The sequence below is a fragment of the Aporhodopirellula aestuarii genome (assembly GCF_023701485.1).
Taxonomy (GTDB): Bacteria; Planctomycetota; Planctomycetia; order Pirellulales; family Pirellulaceae; genus Rhodopirellula; species Rhodopirellula aestuarii.
In genome coordinates this window covers 176,678-194,438 of sequence record NZ_JAMQBK010000039.1, presented here as the reverse complement: position 1 = coordinate 194,438, position 17,761 = coordinate 176,678, and the positions used below count along the sequence as shown (strand labels likewise).

Here is a 17,761-nt window from a genome sequence, read left to right as displayed (position 1 = left end):
CCTGGCGATTTCGAAACTATGGTGACCATACGGCTCGCGCGCAGTCGCCATTCAAGCGTGGCGGCTTCTGAGTCGGCTTAGCCACGGACGGCTGCAAAAATCCAGACCGTCACGATACGCCTTGTCAGCATTCGCACGATAGAAAACCTGCGCAACAAAACGTTCGATGACGGTGCCCAAGAATGAACCGCGACGTCGACATCCGGTCGGGCTGGGGTGCATCGAGCAAATAGTTCACGGTACCAAGCCCGTCGTATCGGGACGTAGCCCACGCCAGCGATCTGATCTCGCTGCAGCGTCGACCGCTGGTTGGACGTTATCGAAGGCCGCAAACCTCGACGAATCGAGGCGGGGCGTTTGATGTGCTCGGCGCAACTGCCGAGCTCGAATCGCAAATCTTCAACGCCGACAAAGGGAATGATTGTTGGCGGTGGCTCCGCAACCGTGAATCACGCGAAAACCAAACAGCTCAGCGTGACGATTGCTTTCACCAAACCCTATTCTCCAGACCACGTTTTGACATTGCGTTTGCCGGCCTTGAGTTCCTGCAGGCGACGCTCGAGGTAGCGGTGTGAAATCTGCTCGGCTTCAGCTCGATCCGCCTCATCATAATCCCAAAACTGCTGGACAACCTCTTCGCACTTCGGATAGTGACTTCCGTCATCTCCGACACGTTTTCGAGTTTCGGCGAGCCGAGTCTTCAATTCAGCGACCAAACCTGCGTGCTCGGGACTATCGATCAGATTCTTCGTTTCATGAGGATCGTTCACGAGATCATACAACTCCCAACCCGCCGGAGTTTGATAACCGCCGTCGTAGTTGCAGCCATAGTAATAGATCAGTTTATGGGTCTTCGTCCGGATTCCCATGTGGCCTGGGTTGTCATGGTGAGCCATGTGCATCCAATAGCGGTAATAGGCTTCCTGCTTCCAATCGCTAGGCTCCGTGCCCGTCTCCAAAATTGACCGGAACGAACGCCCCTGAACGGAATCCGGAATTTCGGCACCGGCAAAATCGAGCATTGTGGCGCCATAGTCAACGTTTTCGATAATGCTATCGAGACGCTGGCCCGCCGGCACGGCCTGCGGATAGCGAACCAAAAACGGCATCCGCTGCGACTCCTCAAACATCCACCGCTTGTCTTGATAGTCATGCTCGCCGAGCATGAATCCCTGGTCGCCGGTATAGATAATCACCGTGTTGTCGAGTTGGCCGGTCGCCTCCAAATGATGGAACAGCCGTCCCAAATTGTCGTCGATTCCCTTGACGCAGCGGAGGTACTTTTTGAGATAAGCGTTATAGGCAAAACGCGTATTTTCTTCGTCCGTGTAATCCTTTGGGTCGAAATTGGGTGGAAATTCATTGGGATACAACTCAGGCAAATCCATCAAGTACGACCGACGCGGGTTTCGTCCGCCGATTGAGGTGCCGATATGCGGGAGCAGTTCGTCATTCGCTCCGCGAGTTGCGATCGATCCGAACCGTGGGTCCCGCTTCCACAAAGTTTCCGGTTCAGGAATATTCACGTCCGCCAGATACGACTCATAACGCGGTGCGTTATCAAAGTAGTCATGAGGTGCTTTGTAATGGTGCATCAAGAAAAATGGCTTCTCTTGATCCCAGCCGTCTTTGAGCCAATCGAGTGTCAGATCAGTGATCGCGTCCGTTGAATGTTTTCCCTCAAACTTGATCAGGTTCTTCCCCCACGGCTTGTCGCCGCGAACACGGAACGCAGGGCTGTGATAGCTCCCCTGCCCGGGAAGCACGCAGTAATAGTCGAAATCAGCCGGCTCGGCTTTCAGGTGCCACTTACCAATCATTGCGGTTTGATATCCCGCAGCTTTCATCTGGATCGCCAGCATCTGCTTGCCCGGCTTGACTTCGCCGTCGAGATCGAAGGCTCCGTTGACGTGGTTGTACTGCCCCGTCAAAACGCAAGCACGCGAAGGCGAACAAATCGAGTTGGTGCAAAATGCGTTCGTAAACAACGCACCTTCTTTCGCCAATCGATCGATGTTCGGCGTCGGAGCGACCTCGGCCAAACGACCACGGTAGGCGGAGATCGCATGGGCAGCATGATCATCCGACATAATGTATAGAACGTTCGGTCGGTCAGCGGCCGAGACGATAGGCGTCGATATCACCATCGCGGCGATCATCAAACAACTGCGTTTCAACATCAGTTTCAAACTCATCAACATTCACCTGTGGGTCGGTGTCTCTCGTGGGGATAGGATCACAAAATCCGTTGTGCATTCGGTGGATGCAAGTTTAACCGTGAGCATATCGAGGTTCACCACCCCATCGAACGATTCATCAAGATTGTCACAGTTACTGATCATGACCTAACAACCTGATATCAAGCCACAACAGATCCATAGAGACACTGCCAATGTCGACACTCGCGAATGCGTCAACAAAAACACTGACTTTCCGCTCTTTTCATCCGACCAGGCAAACCAAACAGGCTCCAGCGCAAGAACTGGTTCTATAGAGTTCCGCGACTAACTGAACGCCTCGCGTTCTTTTTGCCTCATTGCTCGCGGCAGCCATCGATTCCATGCAATGACGACTTCGTACGCGTTTGGCTGATTTCACCTAAACTAAGGATTGCAGAAATCTCGCTAAACGTCCGGACGCATCCGCCCCCACGTCAGACCGCGAGGACCTGCTTCGGAAAACTCTGCTATGCGTATCTACGAAACGTCGACAACCCATCGACTCGAAGAAAAAGCCACCCAGCTCGGCTATCGGCTTCAGATTCGCTTGATCGAACCTCACGAAGACGGACGCTACTTCGTTACCGCCGTGCAAGACGTACCGGTCAAGTCGCCCTTCCCGCTCGGCTTCACCGACGAAGAAGCCATCGAAACGCTCCGCCGTGGCACCTGGAAGTCAGGACGAATCAATCTCTTCTAGACGTTTTCCACAGCGGGACATTGATGACTCCGAAATCGTTCCCCAGCAATCCCCAAGGTACGCCGAACCAACACGCTTGGGTTCGCGATACCGACGACGATCGCTGCCATCGTCCCCAATACGTGTGACAGCGCGAGATTGATCGGCCGTGACAAGAGTCGAATCGATCTTCCTGCTAAGCACCAAAATGTGCTCACGGATTTCTCAACCCGATCCCGGCGATGCTGTTTAGCTCATCATTTTGCGTTGGGTTGGATCCCGTGTTTCGCGAATGTCTACCTGCTTATTCATAGCCATTGTGCATCCATCATTGCCGACAGAGAGTTGTCATGGACCAACAGCGGGCAGTGACTCTGCATACGCCCCCGCTGGCAAGCGAAATGTAGCCAAGCTGCCAGATATCCCCGAGCTTCCCGCCTCGTCCGCTAGTGGGAGAACGCCGAGACAGGTAATATTTATTAATCAACCGTAACAGCAGTCCATCTGCCGATCGAACACTGGTGCAACCGAGCAAGCACGCGTCATGGGCTTCGAGACCGTGTTCCACGCTTCGCGGGCTGGGGGACGTCGATTGTATCACTGAAGGATTTCAAATGTAGCGGAACGGCGCTAAAACAATCGATGTCCCGACGCCAATGCAACTGAAAGATCGATCCGCGCAACCATTGCATTCCCCAGAAAAGCAATTCCGTGATACCTGAATCCTACCGTCACTGGCAAAACGCTGCCCGTCAACTGCTCGAGCCACTCGCTTCGCTCATGCAACCGGGACACGCGGACCTCGACATCAAAGGTCCGGCGAGCGACCACGATGCGCAAGCCGACCGGTTGGAATCCTTTGCTCGCCCCCTCTTGCTTGCCGCCCACTGGTTACAGACCGTTCCGAGTCCTGAAGACCAGGCCTTTCGTGAAAAAATTGCAGCATGGTTTCGCGCCGGCCTGGTAATCGGTGCCGATCCTCAGAGCGAACATTACTGGGGGCCCGACGCGAACTACCACCAACACCATGTTGAGATCGGCCTACTGACCATCGCACTCCAAATCGCGCCGGACCAGCTTTGGAACCCCCTCTCCCAAGACGAAAAGGATCTCGTCGCTCGCTGGCTCGGTACCGCTCGCGGCAACGGCATCGTCAATAACAACCACTATTTCATGGGAGTCCACATCCTGGAATTTCTCATGCAACACGGCTACGGTCGGCCCACCGATCGACCAATCGTTGATGAATTCCTCACGCGTTTAGAATGGATGCATCGCGGCGGAGGTTGGTTCGAGGATGGCATCAACCAAGCCTATGATCACTACAACGCTTATGCGTTTCATTTCTACGGGCTGATGTGGGCGCGTCTGTACGGCGACAGGGATCCCGAACGTGCAACACGCTGGCGTGAATGGGCAAGGCCGTTCGTCGTTGATTATCAACACTTCTTCGCGGCCAGCGGCGAACACCCGGCCTTCGGGCGATCGATCTCTTATCGTTTCAATTGCCTCAACGTTTTTGGCATGACCGTGGCCGAAGACTGCTGCGACCTCGATTACGGACTCGTTCGTCGCCTCTGCACTGGGAACTTAGATTTCTTCCTTTCCAAACCGATCCGACAAGAGCAGGGCTGTTTATCACTTGGCTGGACAGATGAGTTTCCACCGATCATGGAACTCTACTCATGCGCAGCATCGCCTTACTGGGCCGCGAAAGGTTTCGCACCGCTTCTCATCCCGCCCGAACACCCTTTTTGGAGCACTCCCGAACAGCCGCTCCCTTCCGAAACAGGCGACCATGCGCACGTCATCAAGCCTGCCGGTCTGGTTGTCCGCAGCGTTCAAGGTGCGGTGGAAATCGTCAATGCCGGTTCACAAATTTCCAATTCGCAACTTCGCTATGGTGCGTGGAAATGGAGCAAGACCGCTTATCGCACCGGCGTCAGCTTCACACTCGCGTTCCCCAATCAAACCAACTGGTCGCTCGACTCGGCATTGACAGCGGAACTCGATGACGGACGTGTCTTCGGCAGACACTCGACCGTCGCTGTCGAGATGGACACTGAACACGTCTATTATAGCTACAGCCTTGGTTTCAAGACCGGGCAAGTAAACACCGGCGTCGAAACCGGCGTCTGGTGGAACGCGGGATGGATCCTGCAAGTGCACGACTACGATGCCAGACAACCCGTCGTCATGCGTTGCGGTGGCTACTCGCTGCCACTTCCAAATCCGGAAGCATCCCTCTCCGATTCTCCTAACTACCTCACCGCCTGGAACAAACCCCATACGGGAACAGCCTTGCAACTGCTCGCGGGCGACGCGGTACCGCAGTGGGACAACCGGCTGGATGACGCATCCCCACGCAGCCACATCGCCGCGCCGTATCACGCCACCCCCGTCTTCAAAACCCCACGCCACAAAGGACGCGGCATGTTAGCGTTACTCGCATGGACTGGTTCCAACGAAGCCGAGTCATCTCCCTGGACGATCCACTCAAGCATCGCGGGCAAGCTGGTCCTCATCCACCCGGAACTTGGTGAATGGAGAATAGAACACTGGTCTCTCCCCGCATTCTTTGAACCACAGCGTTCGTGATCGTGACACCCACTTTCTCTAGGGACATTGATTGTTTGAGTGCTCTTTCTAGCGGAACGGCGCAAGTCGCCCGGTCCCGAGTCAACAGCCCGCTGGCGGCGTTCCGCTACTTTTGAAATCACGCAGTCATTAAATCGACGTCCCTAGCTGGACAGCGCCACTTTCGAGCAAAAGGTAACCCGAAGCGTAAGCGAGGGAAGGAGTTACGAAGAATCCCTCGCTCACGCTTCGGGTTACCAATGCATTGTTCGCAAACAACGCACCCACAACACTTTAGATGCCTATTGAACGATCGAAGTGGGGCTGTCCTGCTAGGGAACGTTAAGGAGTACCGCGTCCACCAAGATTTTTGACGAGCTCCACCTCACGAGTTGCCAACGCACCCAACTCTTGCTAGCCGCACCGTGGAACGCCACCGTTCGCGACTAAGCAGGTATGCAGGAATCATCTGGCGAAACTGCCGCGAANNCCGAACCGATCACGATCAGCGGAACTGTCGTTATACCGAATCACTTCTACGCACCTGCTTACCATCGGACTCCTGCACTTCCTACCGGCCATCGACAATTAACGCGTGGGCACAAACAGCGGGACGTCAGCACACGTACACCGGTTGCTACGTGGTAAAACACGACGCAGAGCGAATTGATGTTGGTGAGCGGTTACGGGTCTGTTCTCCATCGCGTTTATTCGGTGCAAAATTGTGCGAGCCAAAGATACTTCCGCACCGCTCGCCGATGCCCCGTTACTTGCCGTGCGAATGGAATGTCGCGTTCGGACCTTTATTCAATTCACTCGCATTGCAATTACAATCTGAGTCCATGAACGAATCACCCCAACTGCTTTTGTCGCTGCCGCCCAACATGTGCCGGCAACTTCCCGATGTTCGTCCGGATCTGGCTAACCGAGTCTTTGCGACGCATGATCCGCCTGAGGCCCAACTCGGGTCCGGCGGCGGAACGGCACATGTGCTCGCTGAAGCCTGGAGGCGTTCAAAGAACAAACCGCAACGATTCCGTGATTGGACAGACGCCCAACAACGTATTGTCCTTCACGGCGGTGGCGAGAGTCGCCGCCTACCCGCTTACGCCGGCGTGGGAAAACTCTTCATTCCTGTTCCCGTCCTGCGATGGTCACGCGGTCAACGACTCGGCCAAACGCTGCTGGATTTAAACGAACCTTTCCTGCGTGAGGCTTTCAGCCAAGCGGGCGAGTCGGCGCGGGTCATGATCGCCAGCGGTGACGTGATGCTCCGCTCCAGGGAACCGATTCCAAAGCTGTCCGACGTCGATGTGGTTCTGATGGGCATGTGGGCGTCGCCAGAAGTCGCCCAAAACTACGGCGTCATGTTTTGCGATCGAGATGACCCGAGAAAACTGAAAACGTTCCTACAAAAGCCCAGCCCCGACGAAATCCGTGACCGCTCTCGGGAGATGTCGTTTCTAATCGACATCGGAGTGTGGTTGCTCAGCGAGCGAGCCGTCGCGTGCTTGATGTCGAAGTGTGGCTGGGATGTCGGACGTGACGCCTTTGCCGGCGGCGACGTGCCAAAGAACTACGACCTCTACGGACAATGGTCGCAACACTTCGGCAGCGAACCGGTCGCCAAGGACTCAGAGGTCTCGGAGCTATCCGTCGCGATTGCACCCGTGCAGGGCGGGGAGTTCTACCATTTTGGTACAACCAACGATGTCATCGAATCGATGTATTCGCTTCAAAACATCGTGACCGATCAATCGTTGTTAGGCGCGGTTTCGTCGCTCGCGCAGCCCAAACAGTTCATTCAAGACTCGTCGTTTGGCGGACCGCTGCGACGCCAAGAGAACGAAGCATTGTGGGTGGAAGGAAGCCACATCCCCAAAACATGGAAAATCGGCAAGCGTCATATGCTTACCGGCGTGCCGACAAACGACTGGCAGCTTGATCTGGCCGATGGCGTCTGTCTGGATTTCGTACCTGTCGGCGAGAGCGGGCTTGCGATTCGACCGTACGGCTACGCGGATCGCTTTCGAGGCGAACTTGCCGATGAGTCAACGATGTGGCTCGAACAACCGGCAGCGAAATGGTTCTCGGACCGCAACATCAGCTGGAAGGAGGCGGGACTCGATCCGAGCACGGACATGCAATTCGCTCGCTTGTTCCCCTTGCTTGAAACGTGTGCGATTACTTCGGACTTCATGAAGTGGCTCATCGCCGGCACGGCTGATTCACTCGGTGAGGATGCCGACGCTCACCGGGAAGCTTGGCTCGCCGCCCGCCGGTTGTCCGCGCGTGAGCTAAGTCAAAAGTCGGATTTGCAACGAGTTCAGGAAATCCGATCCACACGCCGTCGAGACGCACTTCCGGTGATGGTGGGCCACGGTCGACGAAGCATCTTCTTCAAACTCGACCTGGCAAATGTCGCAAAGGATTTTGCGGAATCAAACGAGCCTCTTCCCGAAGCGAGTGAAGCCGGCAACGACGTGATGCTGGCGGTCCACGACCGAATGTTTCGTTCCGAAGTCATGCGATGTCGCAATCACAACGGCTGGCAAGCTGAAGAACGCGCCGCACTTCGGTTACTCGAAGAATCGATCGTTTCCACCTATCACCGCAATCCCGTCGTCCCCCAAAACCAACTCGCCAACGACCAAATCGTTTGGGCTCGCAGTCCCGCGCGTGTTGATTTTGCAGGCGGATGGACCGACACACCGCCTTACTGCATCCAGCAAGGTGGGTGTGTGGTGAACATCGCCTTGAATCTCAACGGCCAGCCGCCGATTCAAGCGTTCGCGCGTCGTTCGGATGATCTGTCGATCACGATCCGCTCGATCGACCTGGGGATCAGCGAGCAATTAAATACGTACGAGGAAGTGGGCAACTATTGCGGGCTCGGCAGCGGGTTCTCGGTCGCCAAAGCCGCGTTATGTCTGTGCGGGTTTCACCCAGATTTCAACGGCGGCAAATTTGATTCGCTCGCGGATCAACTGCGAAGCTTCGGTGGAGGTGTCGACGTCTCGATGCTGGCCGCCATTCCCAAAGGCTCCGGGTTGGGCACGAGCAGTATCCTCGCCGGTACGGTACTGGGCGCGTTGAGTGAACTCGCCGGCTATCACTGGGACGCCCAAGCGATCGCAAACCGCGTCACCGCCGTCGAACAAATGCTCGGCAGCGGTGGCGGCTGGCAAGATCAAATCGGTGGGCTGCTCCCGGGTGCCAAGTTGATTGAAACACAACCCGGGATGACTCAAACCGCTGCGATCCGATGGTTGCCCACTGCGTTCTTCGAGTCGCCGGAGTATGAATCCCGAGCCTTGCTTTACTACACCGGCATCGCACGGGTAGCCCATGACGTCCTCGGCGAGATTGTGCGAGGCATGTTCTTAAATGACCCAACACGACTCGGTGTCCTCGCTGGAATCGAACGCAACAGCCACACGTGTTTTGACGCCGTCCAACGTCTCGACCTCGCTAAGTTTGGCGAGTCGATCGACCGCAGTTGGCAACACAACCAAGCACTCGATAGCGGCACGAATCCTCCCGAAGTCGTCGAGATCGTCGAACGCATTCAATCTCACACGACCGCGTTCAAGCTATCGGGTGCTGGTGGTGGCGGGTTCATGTACATGCTCGCGAAGGATGCCGATCACGCGAGACGACTTCGCGAAGACTTGGAAAACAACCCACCAAATGAACGAGCTCGTTTCGTCGACATGCGCGTCTCCTCCACCGGTTTGCAGGTCACGCGAAGTTAACCACCAACGCAGCGAAAATCGCGAAGACAATCCGCGATCAACGTGCTCTTCGACGCGTTCGAACGGCTGTTGACATCTCAACCCGAAGCATCAGCGGGGATCAGCCCCCTCGCTGACACGTCTCGACACCGCATCTTTGAAGTCGCGGAGTGGAGAGCACGATCTCGATGTCCACGTCGGTCATATCTCTGGCACTTTCTCCGAAGCGGAATGTGTTGCGAAACTCTTGACGAGTTCTGCTACCACGAAGGGAACAACCAAATTGGACTGCGATTTGCGGTACTGTTGGATTCGCCAAAATTCGAAGGCAGACCCTGCCCGCAACACCGCTACGCACATGAGGCTTCCCGATGCGACGTTATCTTATCACTTCCCCAATACTGATACTGCTCAGCCTGACTCAGACCACTCAAGCTGATTCGCCTAGGTCCTCGTTGCTTTCTGAGGTTGAAAAAGCAATTGTGGTGCAAACGAACGAGTTCCGCCAAAAGCACAATCTACCAAAGGTCGAACAAGACGAAACGCTAACAGAAACCGCCTCCAAGTTTGCGAACTTCATGGCGGAGAATTCCAAATACGGTCACCATGCCGATGGCAAGACGCCCGCTCAAAGAGCGAAAGAGCAAGGCTACCAATACTGCGTCGTGCGGGAAAACATTGCTTACCGCACCAACACGGGAGAAGTGACCGCAGACAGTTTGATCGACGTGTTCGTACAGGGCTGGATCGACTCGCCGCCTCATCGCGAGAACATGCTCGCAGACTACATCACCGAGACCGGCGTTGCCGTCGCGACGTCGGACGACACGACATACTATGCCGTTCAGTTGTTTGGCCGTCCCAAATCAGCGGCGATTCAGATTAAAGTGACCAACCAATCTGAAGAGACGCAAACTCTTTCCACGGAAGCCAATGATAGTAGCGATGAATTCCAAATGCCCCCACGCAGCGTGGTAACGATGACTCGTTGTTTCCCAACCACGCTACGACTCAACGATGACGACACGGAAGTCATGTTGAAGGAATCGACAGAACTCGCCATCTCGGACGGTGCCCTCATGCGGAAGCAGTGAAAACGGAATCGATTTCCGAACACCCCACGCTATGATCAACTCCTGTCCGACATTCGTCACCCCAGGGATTGATCGCACAACATGACGATTGCCTGCATCGACGTTGGTTACACCGAATCGGAATCCAAGCCAACGACCGCGATCGCGGCCTGCGTGGTCATCAATGATTGGCGTGACTCCCATTCGGCAAGCGAATACACGCTTAGAATCCGGAACGTGCGGGATTATGAGCCCGGACAATTCTATCGACGTGAGTTGCCATGTATCGAAGCAGTGCTCACAAAGCTACCGCAACTTCCACGGTGCATTGTCGTCGACGGGTATGTGTGGCTGGACGATGAAGACCATCCCGGCTTGGGAGCATACCTCTACCGTTTTCTGAATGAATGCATCCCCGTCATCGGTGTCGCGAAAAACCCATTCAAGCATTCAACGCACGCGACACACTTACGTCGTGGCGGCAGTGCACGCCCGCTCTACATCACCGCAGTGGGAATCCCAATTGCCCAAGCCGTCCATAACATCGCGGCCATGCACGGCCCCCATCGCTTCCCCTCCATCCTCAGACGAGTCGACCGACTCAGCCGCGGAGAACAAACCTCCTGAATGAGGCTTACCAACCTTTCGCCAAGCGATCACGGATCGAGATACCCTCAAACAAACTCTCGTTCAACCTCTGCTGTCAGTGACCAGTTGCCTGGCGAGCCATGATGCGTGATTGTCCGGGCCTCAAACACATCCCGACCCTCTCCTGAAAATTTGCAAGCCTTCTTCACCGCTCCACTTCATTCTCCGACGCCACAACCCCAGCGCACCGCGCAATCAAACACCAAACTGATCAATGAGGGTCCAACCCTTCATACCAGCATGCAACACTCGTCTGCTGTCGGAGTGAAGGCGCCGCCAGCAGTGTGATCGATAGTCCACCACGCTGGCGTGGCCTGAAACGTTGGATCTGGCAATGGGGCTGCGAGCGTGAAAAAGCCGCCACAAGCATTCCGCGAATTTGTCTGATCATTGTGAACGCATTGCGAACAACCGAATCAAACGGTTGTCGATCGATTCACCATCAGAATCAAAGTCGATCGATTCGGTACTGAATCGTTTCCGGCAATATCGCGTTGGTCAACGCTATTGTTTGCTTTAGCCGCCACGAACTGCTCTTGCCGAGTAATGGGCACGGCGTCCAGTTGACGGTGTTTTGCGGATACCGGCGTCGCTCTCCCGACACCAGCGATCATCGATCACGCACGTGTGCCGAGTCTCAAGCCACCTCTGCGAAATAGGCGGAATCGCTGAAACGCCTCATTGGAAGTCCTGCGGAACTGGCGCGCGATTCGCAGCCCTTTCCAACCAGTCGAGTCGGCACCACAACCCCGGTGCAACCAAGTGTTTGTCTCAACATACCGAGAGCGACTCGGCAATCGAATTACTTTTTTGCACCCCCAATACAAGAGGTATGTAACATGAAACCTTCACGATCCTTCCGTCGCATCTCGATCGCGTGCGCGGTCCTTGGACTTGCCTTTAGCCCCGCGTTGGTTCGTGCGGACGAATGGGAAGAGAACACTCGCTACTACGAAGACGATGCGTGGTACGACGTCAGCGAATGGTTCGATGGTAACGACTACAATCCCACCGACGAAGCAATCGGGCGATGGGACGATGAAACGTATGACCGCTCCGACGCCGTCACCAGCACCGATGAAGATAATGACATCGACTGGACGAGCAGTAGTTACGGATACAACAACGGCAACGAAAACGATTGGTATTACGACTACTCCGACTACGGATACAACAGCTACTCGGACAACAACCGAGACAACCAATTCGATTACGTGGCGTCCTACTACGACTATGACAGAGACGGTCTGTACGATGCGTACGCCAGCTATTGGGACACCGATGGCGATGGCACCTATGAGGACATGAACTTCTACTCGTTTTCCGACGTGACCGACGAAAACTCCGATGAAGCTCAAAAGAGCCAAGCGGAGGCGGAAGCCAAACAGAAGACCCAGCAGTCGAAGATGAAGTCGATTACGGGAACGGTTAAGTCGGTTAAAAAGGTCAAAACCCCGGCCACAACTAATGTGGTTGTTCAATTGAGCGATTCGAGTTCCGATCAGCCCATGATCGTTGACCTTGGCCCCGCCAATGAACTCGACAACACGCCACGACTCGGCCAATCGTTGACGGCGACAGGCGTCACCTTCAAGGCCGGCGACAAAACCGTCTTGCTGGCCCAAAAACTGGAACGTGATGGATCGACAACGCAAATCAATCGCAGCGGTCGCAGTTACACCGGCACGATTGAAAAGGCGATGACGAGCAAAGTTCGCGGCCAAGAGCACCAGTTGGCAAAGATCAATACCGATCAAGGCAAGACGTTGCTGGTTGATCTCGGCCCCGCCAAGAACGACGACCTCAACGTATCCGAAGGCACTCAAATCACGGTGAAAGGTCCTGCCGTGAAAATCAAGAATCGCGCGATGCTGATGGCGACGCAGGTCGAAGCCAATGGCAAGACGACCGATATCAAACGCGCTGCGGTGAAACGCCAAGACTTGGCTTCATCGAGCCAAGGCAATGCTCGGAAGTAGGCTCGGTATCCCTTAATCATTACGCAGTAGAACGACGTAGGCTGCCCGGTGACGTACCGGGCAGCCTACGGGCCGTTGCCAACCCAAAATTACGAACCGTACGAAACGAATATTCCGCTGCAGACCTGCAGACCCAAGCGTTCAGCGGCGCAGCAGCCGAACCGCTATTTGTCCGCCCGCAACCACATCCCTGACCGCAGAACATTTTCTTTTTGGCGACGTTTCTGACGACGCTGACTGGACGTTCAACGTCGACTCTCAATCCGAATCTTAACCCCACATGCCAGCGAAACGAAAACGTTCGGAGAACGACCGTCTTCAAGGTTGCGAGAGCGTTCGCGGCGAAGTTGCACTTCTGATCATTGACATGATCAACGATCTGGAGTTTGACGAAGGACAGAACTTGCTCAAGCACGCTTTGCCCGCAGCCGAAAATCTCGCGAAGCTCAAACAGCATTTCCGTGATCATGACCTGCCGATCATTTACGCCAACGACAACTTTGGTAAGTGGAAATCCGACTTTCGCGTCCAAGTTGAGCACTGTCTCCGAGAAGGCGTCTGCGGCCAACCGATCGTCGAGATGCTATTGCCACACGACGAGGACTACTTTGTCCTCAAGCCAAAACATTCGGCATTTTACGCAACAACCTTAGACGTACTGCTGGAGCACCTCCAAGTGAAACGACTGGTCATCACTGGAGTGGCAACTGACATTTGCGTTTTGTTCACCAGCAACGATGCCTACATGCGTGACTTCCGAATCGCCATTCCCGCAGATTGTGTGGCAGCGAACACGCGTCAGCGTTCCGAAGACGCCATCTCGCTGATGAAGCGAGTCCTCAAAGCCGACGTCCGCAACTCCAGCGAACTCATGAAGGACATCAAGTAGCGTCCCCCGGTGCCTCCCATACCCGCAGCCCCAACTATATTTTCTCGTTCTGATACCTATTTGTGTCCATCATCACTTGAAATCAATGTAAGCGGACCATGTCACGTTTGAAGGGACACACCGCTTCACGTAACACTGGGCTGGATCCGATGAAATTCAGCCAATCGACGTGATCATCAGACGCAACTCTTTCCAAAAGTCACCAAGATTTTCAGAATTCAAACGCAGCAAATGAACGACACGAATCACCGGAGAGGGACGAAGCACAACCAGTCGCTGCACTCGAGAACACTAGGCTACTGACGAGGTTCGTACTCTGGTTTTCGGGTGACTGCTCAGTCCCGAGGGGGCTTGCGCGATCAATGATTTTCCGCTTGAGCGATACCGAGCGACGAGCGGAGCAAACCGTGCTACATATCGAACCCAGCCGAGATCGAGAGACTGTGCCGGCAGATCCAAACGGGCGTGCTTGTCATCGGAGGAACCTCCGGCAAGACGTTACTGGCAGATTCTGAATGCTGGTGCTACTTTGAAGGAGTCGCAACACCTGTGGTTTGATAGAAGCAATGAAATACCGGGTAGTCGCCGGCCCAGGTGCAATAAAGTTCGATACGCTCATTCGGCTCGAACTTGGATGTTTGCTGGGCGAAGATCGTAATAGTAGATCCCGTAGCTCTTCAATTCATAATAGGCATCAAGCACGCGCGACCAGTCTGCGTCAGAGTAATCTGCGGACTTGCTCTCGAAGTGCTCTGCAATCAGATCAGGCGAAAACGGGCCAGGGCGATCCAAGTACGCTTTGCCAAAGTCTAGTAATCTGGGCGGTGTAACGATGCCCATTTCAATGATGAGACGTTCATCGTCATGGTCGATCAATTCGGGTACAGCAAATCCCGCAACCTCGGTAACTTCAACGTCACGTAGTCGCAAATAGCACCCCAATTCCCGCTCGTAGTTTTTGCTGCGGTAGAAGATTTTGACAGCTGTGCGGGATGCTGTGCGGTAAACAGCCCCATCCTCGCCAATTCCTAGGGGGGCGTTAGGATTGGGGATGCCATCTTCACGTTCGTTTAGGTAGGCTGTCAGTAAAGAAGTTAGCAAATTATCGGCCTGCATCATGCTTCCCACCAAATTTTCATCGAATGTTGCCATCAGCCTAATTGTCGCTGGTAAGCGTCTCAATGTTGCTCAGGTTACCGCAGGGGAGATCCACTTGCGTGACTCAGCGGTGGACGCCCCCGCCGGGGAAGCGACTCTGATCCTAGAAATTGACGGCGAACTAACCAAAGAGACCGTAATCCTTCCCTACGGATTCAGTCGTGGCCAACGCAAGGTCGCGTTCTTCTAGTAAATCCAATCGAATGGGTCTGCCTATTGAACGGAGGGAGTGGACGCAAGGACTGGGGCTCGATTGGCTGGCGATCGAGAGTAAGGGCGAGATCAACTTAGCTGTCGGTGTTATATCTTACTGGTGATGACGAGGCCGAAAGGTACCACTTCCAAACACGCGAGGATGGCAAATGCCACTATTTCGGGAACCACCGAAGCGAGGGTCTGCGCAGGCAGGGAGCGACGAGATGCCCGGTTCGATAGGCACCACTTAACCCTGCTTCGTTAACCGGGATGCAGGCCGTTGTCATGCGTGGTTTGCCCGGCCCGTGGAAGGAAACAGGCCACCAAATCGCCCGTTATCACAACATAGCCGAAAAACACAGGCAGAAAACTGTGGAAAGACGAGCCGCAAACAGAGAATCGAAAGTCCCACGGACACTGCTGCAGGAGAGCGTCAAGCGAATTGGCACTAACGCAACCGTTAAGTCTCGCCTCAATTCACAGACGGCGGAAAGCCTGGACGACGTTCTAACGGATATGCGAATCACCCGCAGCAATGCTCCTAAGATACGAGGCAGATTGCCAACAGGCTATTGCGTGCGTTACTGAAGCTCGCCTGGGTTGAGGTGTCGGGAAAGCCCCTGTCAGTCCCGGAACCAAATCGGATCGCGGTTAAACTGTTCCAGAAACATGCCTCCAACAAGATCATGATACGCCGGTGCACGGCCGCTTTGAAGCCGAGTAATCCGACCGTGATCCTGTACGCCTGCCGCAGTTTGTTGGTGATGATTACGCACTAATAACTACGGACGAATTGCGAGGTTGTTCCGATCGTCCAGCGTCACGAAGACGACGAGTTATACGGCCGGATCCGCTGCGTGCTTGCCAGCGCTGCTCTGTTGACTCTACCACCACGTCAACCAGGCCCCTTGCCGGCGGCGAGGCGGCTTCTTCTTCGTAGGGGCAACAATGGACGATCTGCACAAACCCTTTGAGGCGAACGCTATGCTACGTAATTAGTTCTGCCTGAGCACCGCAGAGCACGTACCCTCGCGACATCAATCTAACGAAACGGATCGAGGCGTGCGCCGCCCGCGCGAAGGTTGTTTTGTGGCCGGACTTCTGGCAGAGCTTGAAGAGGACAAGGCAGTCGGAACTCGAACGCCAGGGATTCCAAATCAAAGCAACCTGCAACTGGCTGGGGAATTCACCACGGGTTGCCGAGAAGCACTACCCAATGGCAATGCAGCAAGAATTCGATCGGGCGGTCAACGGCCCGTCAGTGATCCCGAGCGCAGCTCAAACATCGATGGACACGGGCAGACACGCTGAGACAAAAAGAGCCCCGTTGCGGAAAACACGGGAAAAGACGGCATCTGTCTCGTGGTGTCTGAAGATGCCCTATCGCAAAACTACCCCGCTAGGGTTTCCCCGACCGCGGAAAACACGGAGAGTTTTGATGGTCCACTTGAAAGCACCACGAAATCCACCACCCCGGCTGCAATGTTTGGCGATTGCATCCACAATCACCTGGACGATGCCGAGTTAGCAGAACTATTAGAACACCTGCAAGCCAGATTGGCATAGCGTTGAGCCTTGCCCGGTGAGGGAGTCCCTACAGCAAACTTGCGGTTGATCCCTTTAACGACCACCCCGATTATCAGCGTGTCTTGCCCGTTTCACTGGGAGCTAAGAAAAAAAGCCACAAACCTGGTAAGGTGCGTGGCAGAATGGCCGGAAGGCCGGTGAGCTCACTGACCAGCCAGCTGGCGTTTCAGCTTCTCGATCAGCTCACTCGCCTGCGGCAATGTCAGGTGCTGTGGCAACGCCGCAGAGTCCGACGCTGCAGCAGGCGAGCAGCTTGATCGAGAAGCTGAAGAGCCTGATCCAACCCAGCTAACGCAGGTGATGATTGGGTGAAATGTCGCAACCTCGATGCCAACGCGTTGCTGTTGCAGGTTTTTTGCCTACCAGCCAACCAGCGTGTCGCATGCCCAGGAGCGTCGCAAGCGAAAGCGATGTAGCGTGCGGTCCGCTTGCCTGCGTGATCGCGTAGCAAACGACTAACCTCCAGCATGACCACCACTGCCGAGTAACGCCGGCCGTGCATCGCCCGAGAACGGAAGCATCGGCAACACATCACCACAGCTTGCGTGCTCCAATTGGGATACGTGTTCCCATGAAGAGACTATGGAAATCGCCGTTGGATCGTCAACAATTTCAAACTTGTTGCTCACATATCAGTTGCTGAGCCGCGATGATTGAGCGTACGAATACGGCACAAGTCACGGTTGAAAGTGTGCTTATGCACACTATGTTCAGCAGGGCACAGTTCGATGAAATTTCGACAATCAGTAGAACATCATCTTTCAAGATTTCTCGCTAGCGGACAGCGACATCAAATACTTGATCAAGATCCTGTTCTACTGCCTATCTCGTACATTGCTTTGTACACGATGACCGAGCGTGTGACATATTGCCATACGCCAGAGGAATGGGATGTGCTTAAAAAAGCACCGCTTCTATCAGGGCGCAAATGGGTTGCCGTGCTGGAGCGAAAGCGAGTTGATTTTCAGATGAGCACTTTTGTTTGTTTGAGTTTCCTTTGCTCGTGATGAAAAGAACGAAGAA

The 17,761-nt window shown here is 54.7% G+C and carries 10 protein-coding genes; 8 read left to right on the top strand and 2 right to left on the bottom strand.

What is annotated here, in order from left to right; genetic code table 11:
• Window positions 1-497: 497 nt before the first annotated feature.
• Window positions 498-2,180: a sulfatase family protein gene (locus NB063_RS15025; protein ID WP_407652643.1), complete on the bottom strand. Its 1,683-nt coding sequence runs from the start codon at window positions 2,178-2,180 to the stop codon at window positions 498-500.
• A gap of 508 nt (window positions 2,181-2,688) precedes the next feature.
• Between NB063_RS15025 and NB063_RS15020 the strand changes: the two genes are divergently transcribed.
• From NB063_RS15020 to NB063_RS14990, 7 genes are all read left to right on the top strand, one after another.
• Entirely contained in the window at window positions 2,689-2,919 is a 231-nt protein-coding gene (locus NB063_RS15020; RefSeq protein WP_250929550.1) for a hypothetical protein, read from the top strand.
• 690 nt (window positions 2,920-3,609) lie between these two features.
• On the top strand, window positions 3,610-5,496 hold the full coding sequence (locus tag NB063_RS15015; protein WP_250929549.1) for a DUF2264 domain-containing protein: 1,887 nt from the start codon (window positions 3,610-3,612) through the stop codon (window positions 5,494-5,496).
• 821 nt (window positions 5,497-6,317) lie between these two features.
• Window positions 6,318-9,230 carry a bifunctional fucokinase/fucose-1-phosphate guanylyltransferase gene (locus NB063_RS15010; RefSeq protein ID WP_250929548.1) on the top strand — a complete coding sequence of 971 codons (2,913 nt, stop codon included), beginning with the start codon at window positions 6,318-6,320 and terminating at the stop codon, window positions 9,228-9,230.
• 350 nt (window positions 9,231-9,580) lie between these two features.
• Window positions 9,581-10,303, top strand: a complete 723-nt coding sequence (locus NB063_RS15005; RefSeq protein WP_250929547.1) for a CAP domain-containing protein — start codon at window positions 9,581-9,583, stop codon at window positions 10,301-10,303.
• Between the two features lie 81 nt (window positions 10,304-10,384).
• Window positions 10,385-10,909: an endonuclease V gene (locus NB063_RS15000; RefSeq protein WP_250929546.1), complete on the top strand. Its 525-nt coding sequence runs from the start codon at window positions 10,385-10,387 to the stop codon at window positions 10,907-10,909.
• 860 nt (window positions 10,910-11,769) lie between these two features.
• Window positions 11,770-12,909 (top strand): hypothetical protein, encoded by a 1,140-nt coding sequence (locus NB063_RS14995; protein WP_250929545.1) that lies wholly within the window; start codon window positions 11,770-11,772, stop codon window positions 12,907-12,909.
• A gap of 280 nt (window positions 12,910-13,189) precedes the next feature.
• Window positions 13,190-13,798 carry a cysteine hydrolase family protein gene (locus NB063_RS14990; protein ID WP_250929544.1) on the top strand — a complete coding sequence of 203 codons (609 nt, stop codon included), beginning with the start codon at window positions 13,190-13,192 and terminating at the stop codon, window positions 13,796-13,798.
• 615 nt (window positions 13,799-14,413) lie between these two features.
• Here NB063_RS14990 and NB063_RS14985 read toward each other — a convergent pair.
• Window positions 14,414-14,917, bottom strand: coding sequence for a hypothetical protein (locus NB063_RS14985; RefSeq protein WP_250929543.1), 504 nt, complete (start codon window positions 14,915-14,917; stop codon window positions 14,414-14,416).
• On the opposite strand from NB063_RS14985, the gene NB063_RS14980 reads away from it, so the two are divergent.
• A complete protein-coding gene (locus NB063_RS14980; protein ID WP_250929542.1) occupies window positions 14,916-15,146 on the top strand; it encodes a hypothetical protein in 231 nt (76 codons plus the stop codon). The two genes, NB063_RS14985 and NB063_RS14980, sit on opposite strands and share 2 nt — an antisense overlap.
• Window positions 15,147-17,761 lie beyond the last annotated feature (2,615 nt).

Coding starts and splice junctions, on each gene's coding strand:
- NB063_RS14995 (WP_250929545.1), top strand. CDS start 11,770: ATGAAACCTTCACGATCCTTCCGTCGCATCTCGATCGCGTGCGCGGTC.
- NB063_RS15020 (WP_250929550.1), top strand. CDS start 2,689: ATGCGTATCTACGAAACGTCGACAACCCATCGACTCGAAGAAAAAGCC.
- NB063_RS15010 (WP_250929548.1), top strand. CDS start 6,318: ATGAACGAATCACCCCAACTGCTTTTGTCGCTGCCGCCCAACATGTGC.
- NB063_RS15025 (WP_407652643.1), bottom strand. CDS start 2,180: ATGTTGAAACGCAGTTGTTTGATGATCGCCGCGATGGTGATATCGACG.
- NB063_RS14980 (WP_250929542.1), top strand. CDS start 14,916: ATGCTTCCCACCAAATTTTCATCGAATGTTGCCATCAGCCTAATTGTC.
- NB063_RS14985 (WP_250929543.1), bottom strand. CDS start 14,917: ATGATGCAGGCCGATAATTTGCTAACTTCTTTACTGACAGCCTACCTA.
- NB063_RS14990 (WP_250929544.1), top strand. CDS start 13,190: ATGCCAGCGAAACGAAAACGTTCGGAGAACGACCGTCTTCAAGGTTGC.
- NB063_RS15000 (WP_250929546.1), top strand. CDS start 10,385: ATGACGATTGCCTGCATCGACGTTGGTTACACCGAATCGGAATCCAAG.
- NB063_RS15005 (WP_250929547.1), top strand. CDS start 9,581: ATGCGACGTTATCTTATCACTTCCCCAATACTGATACTGCTCAGCCTG.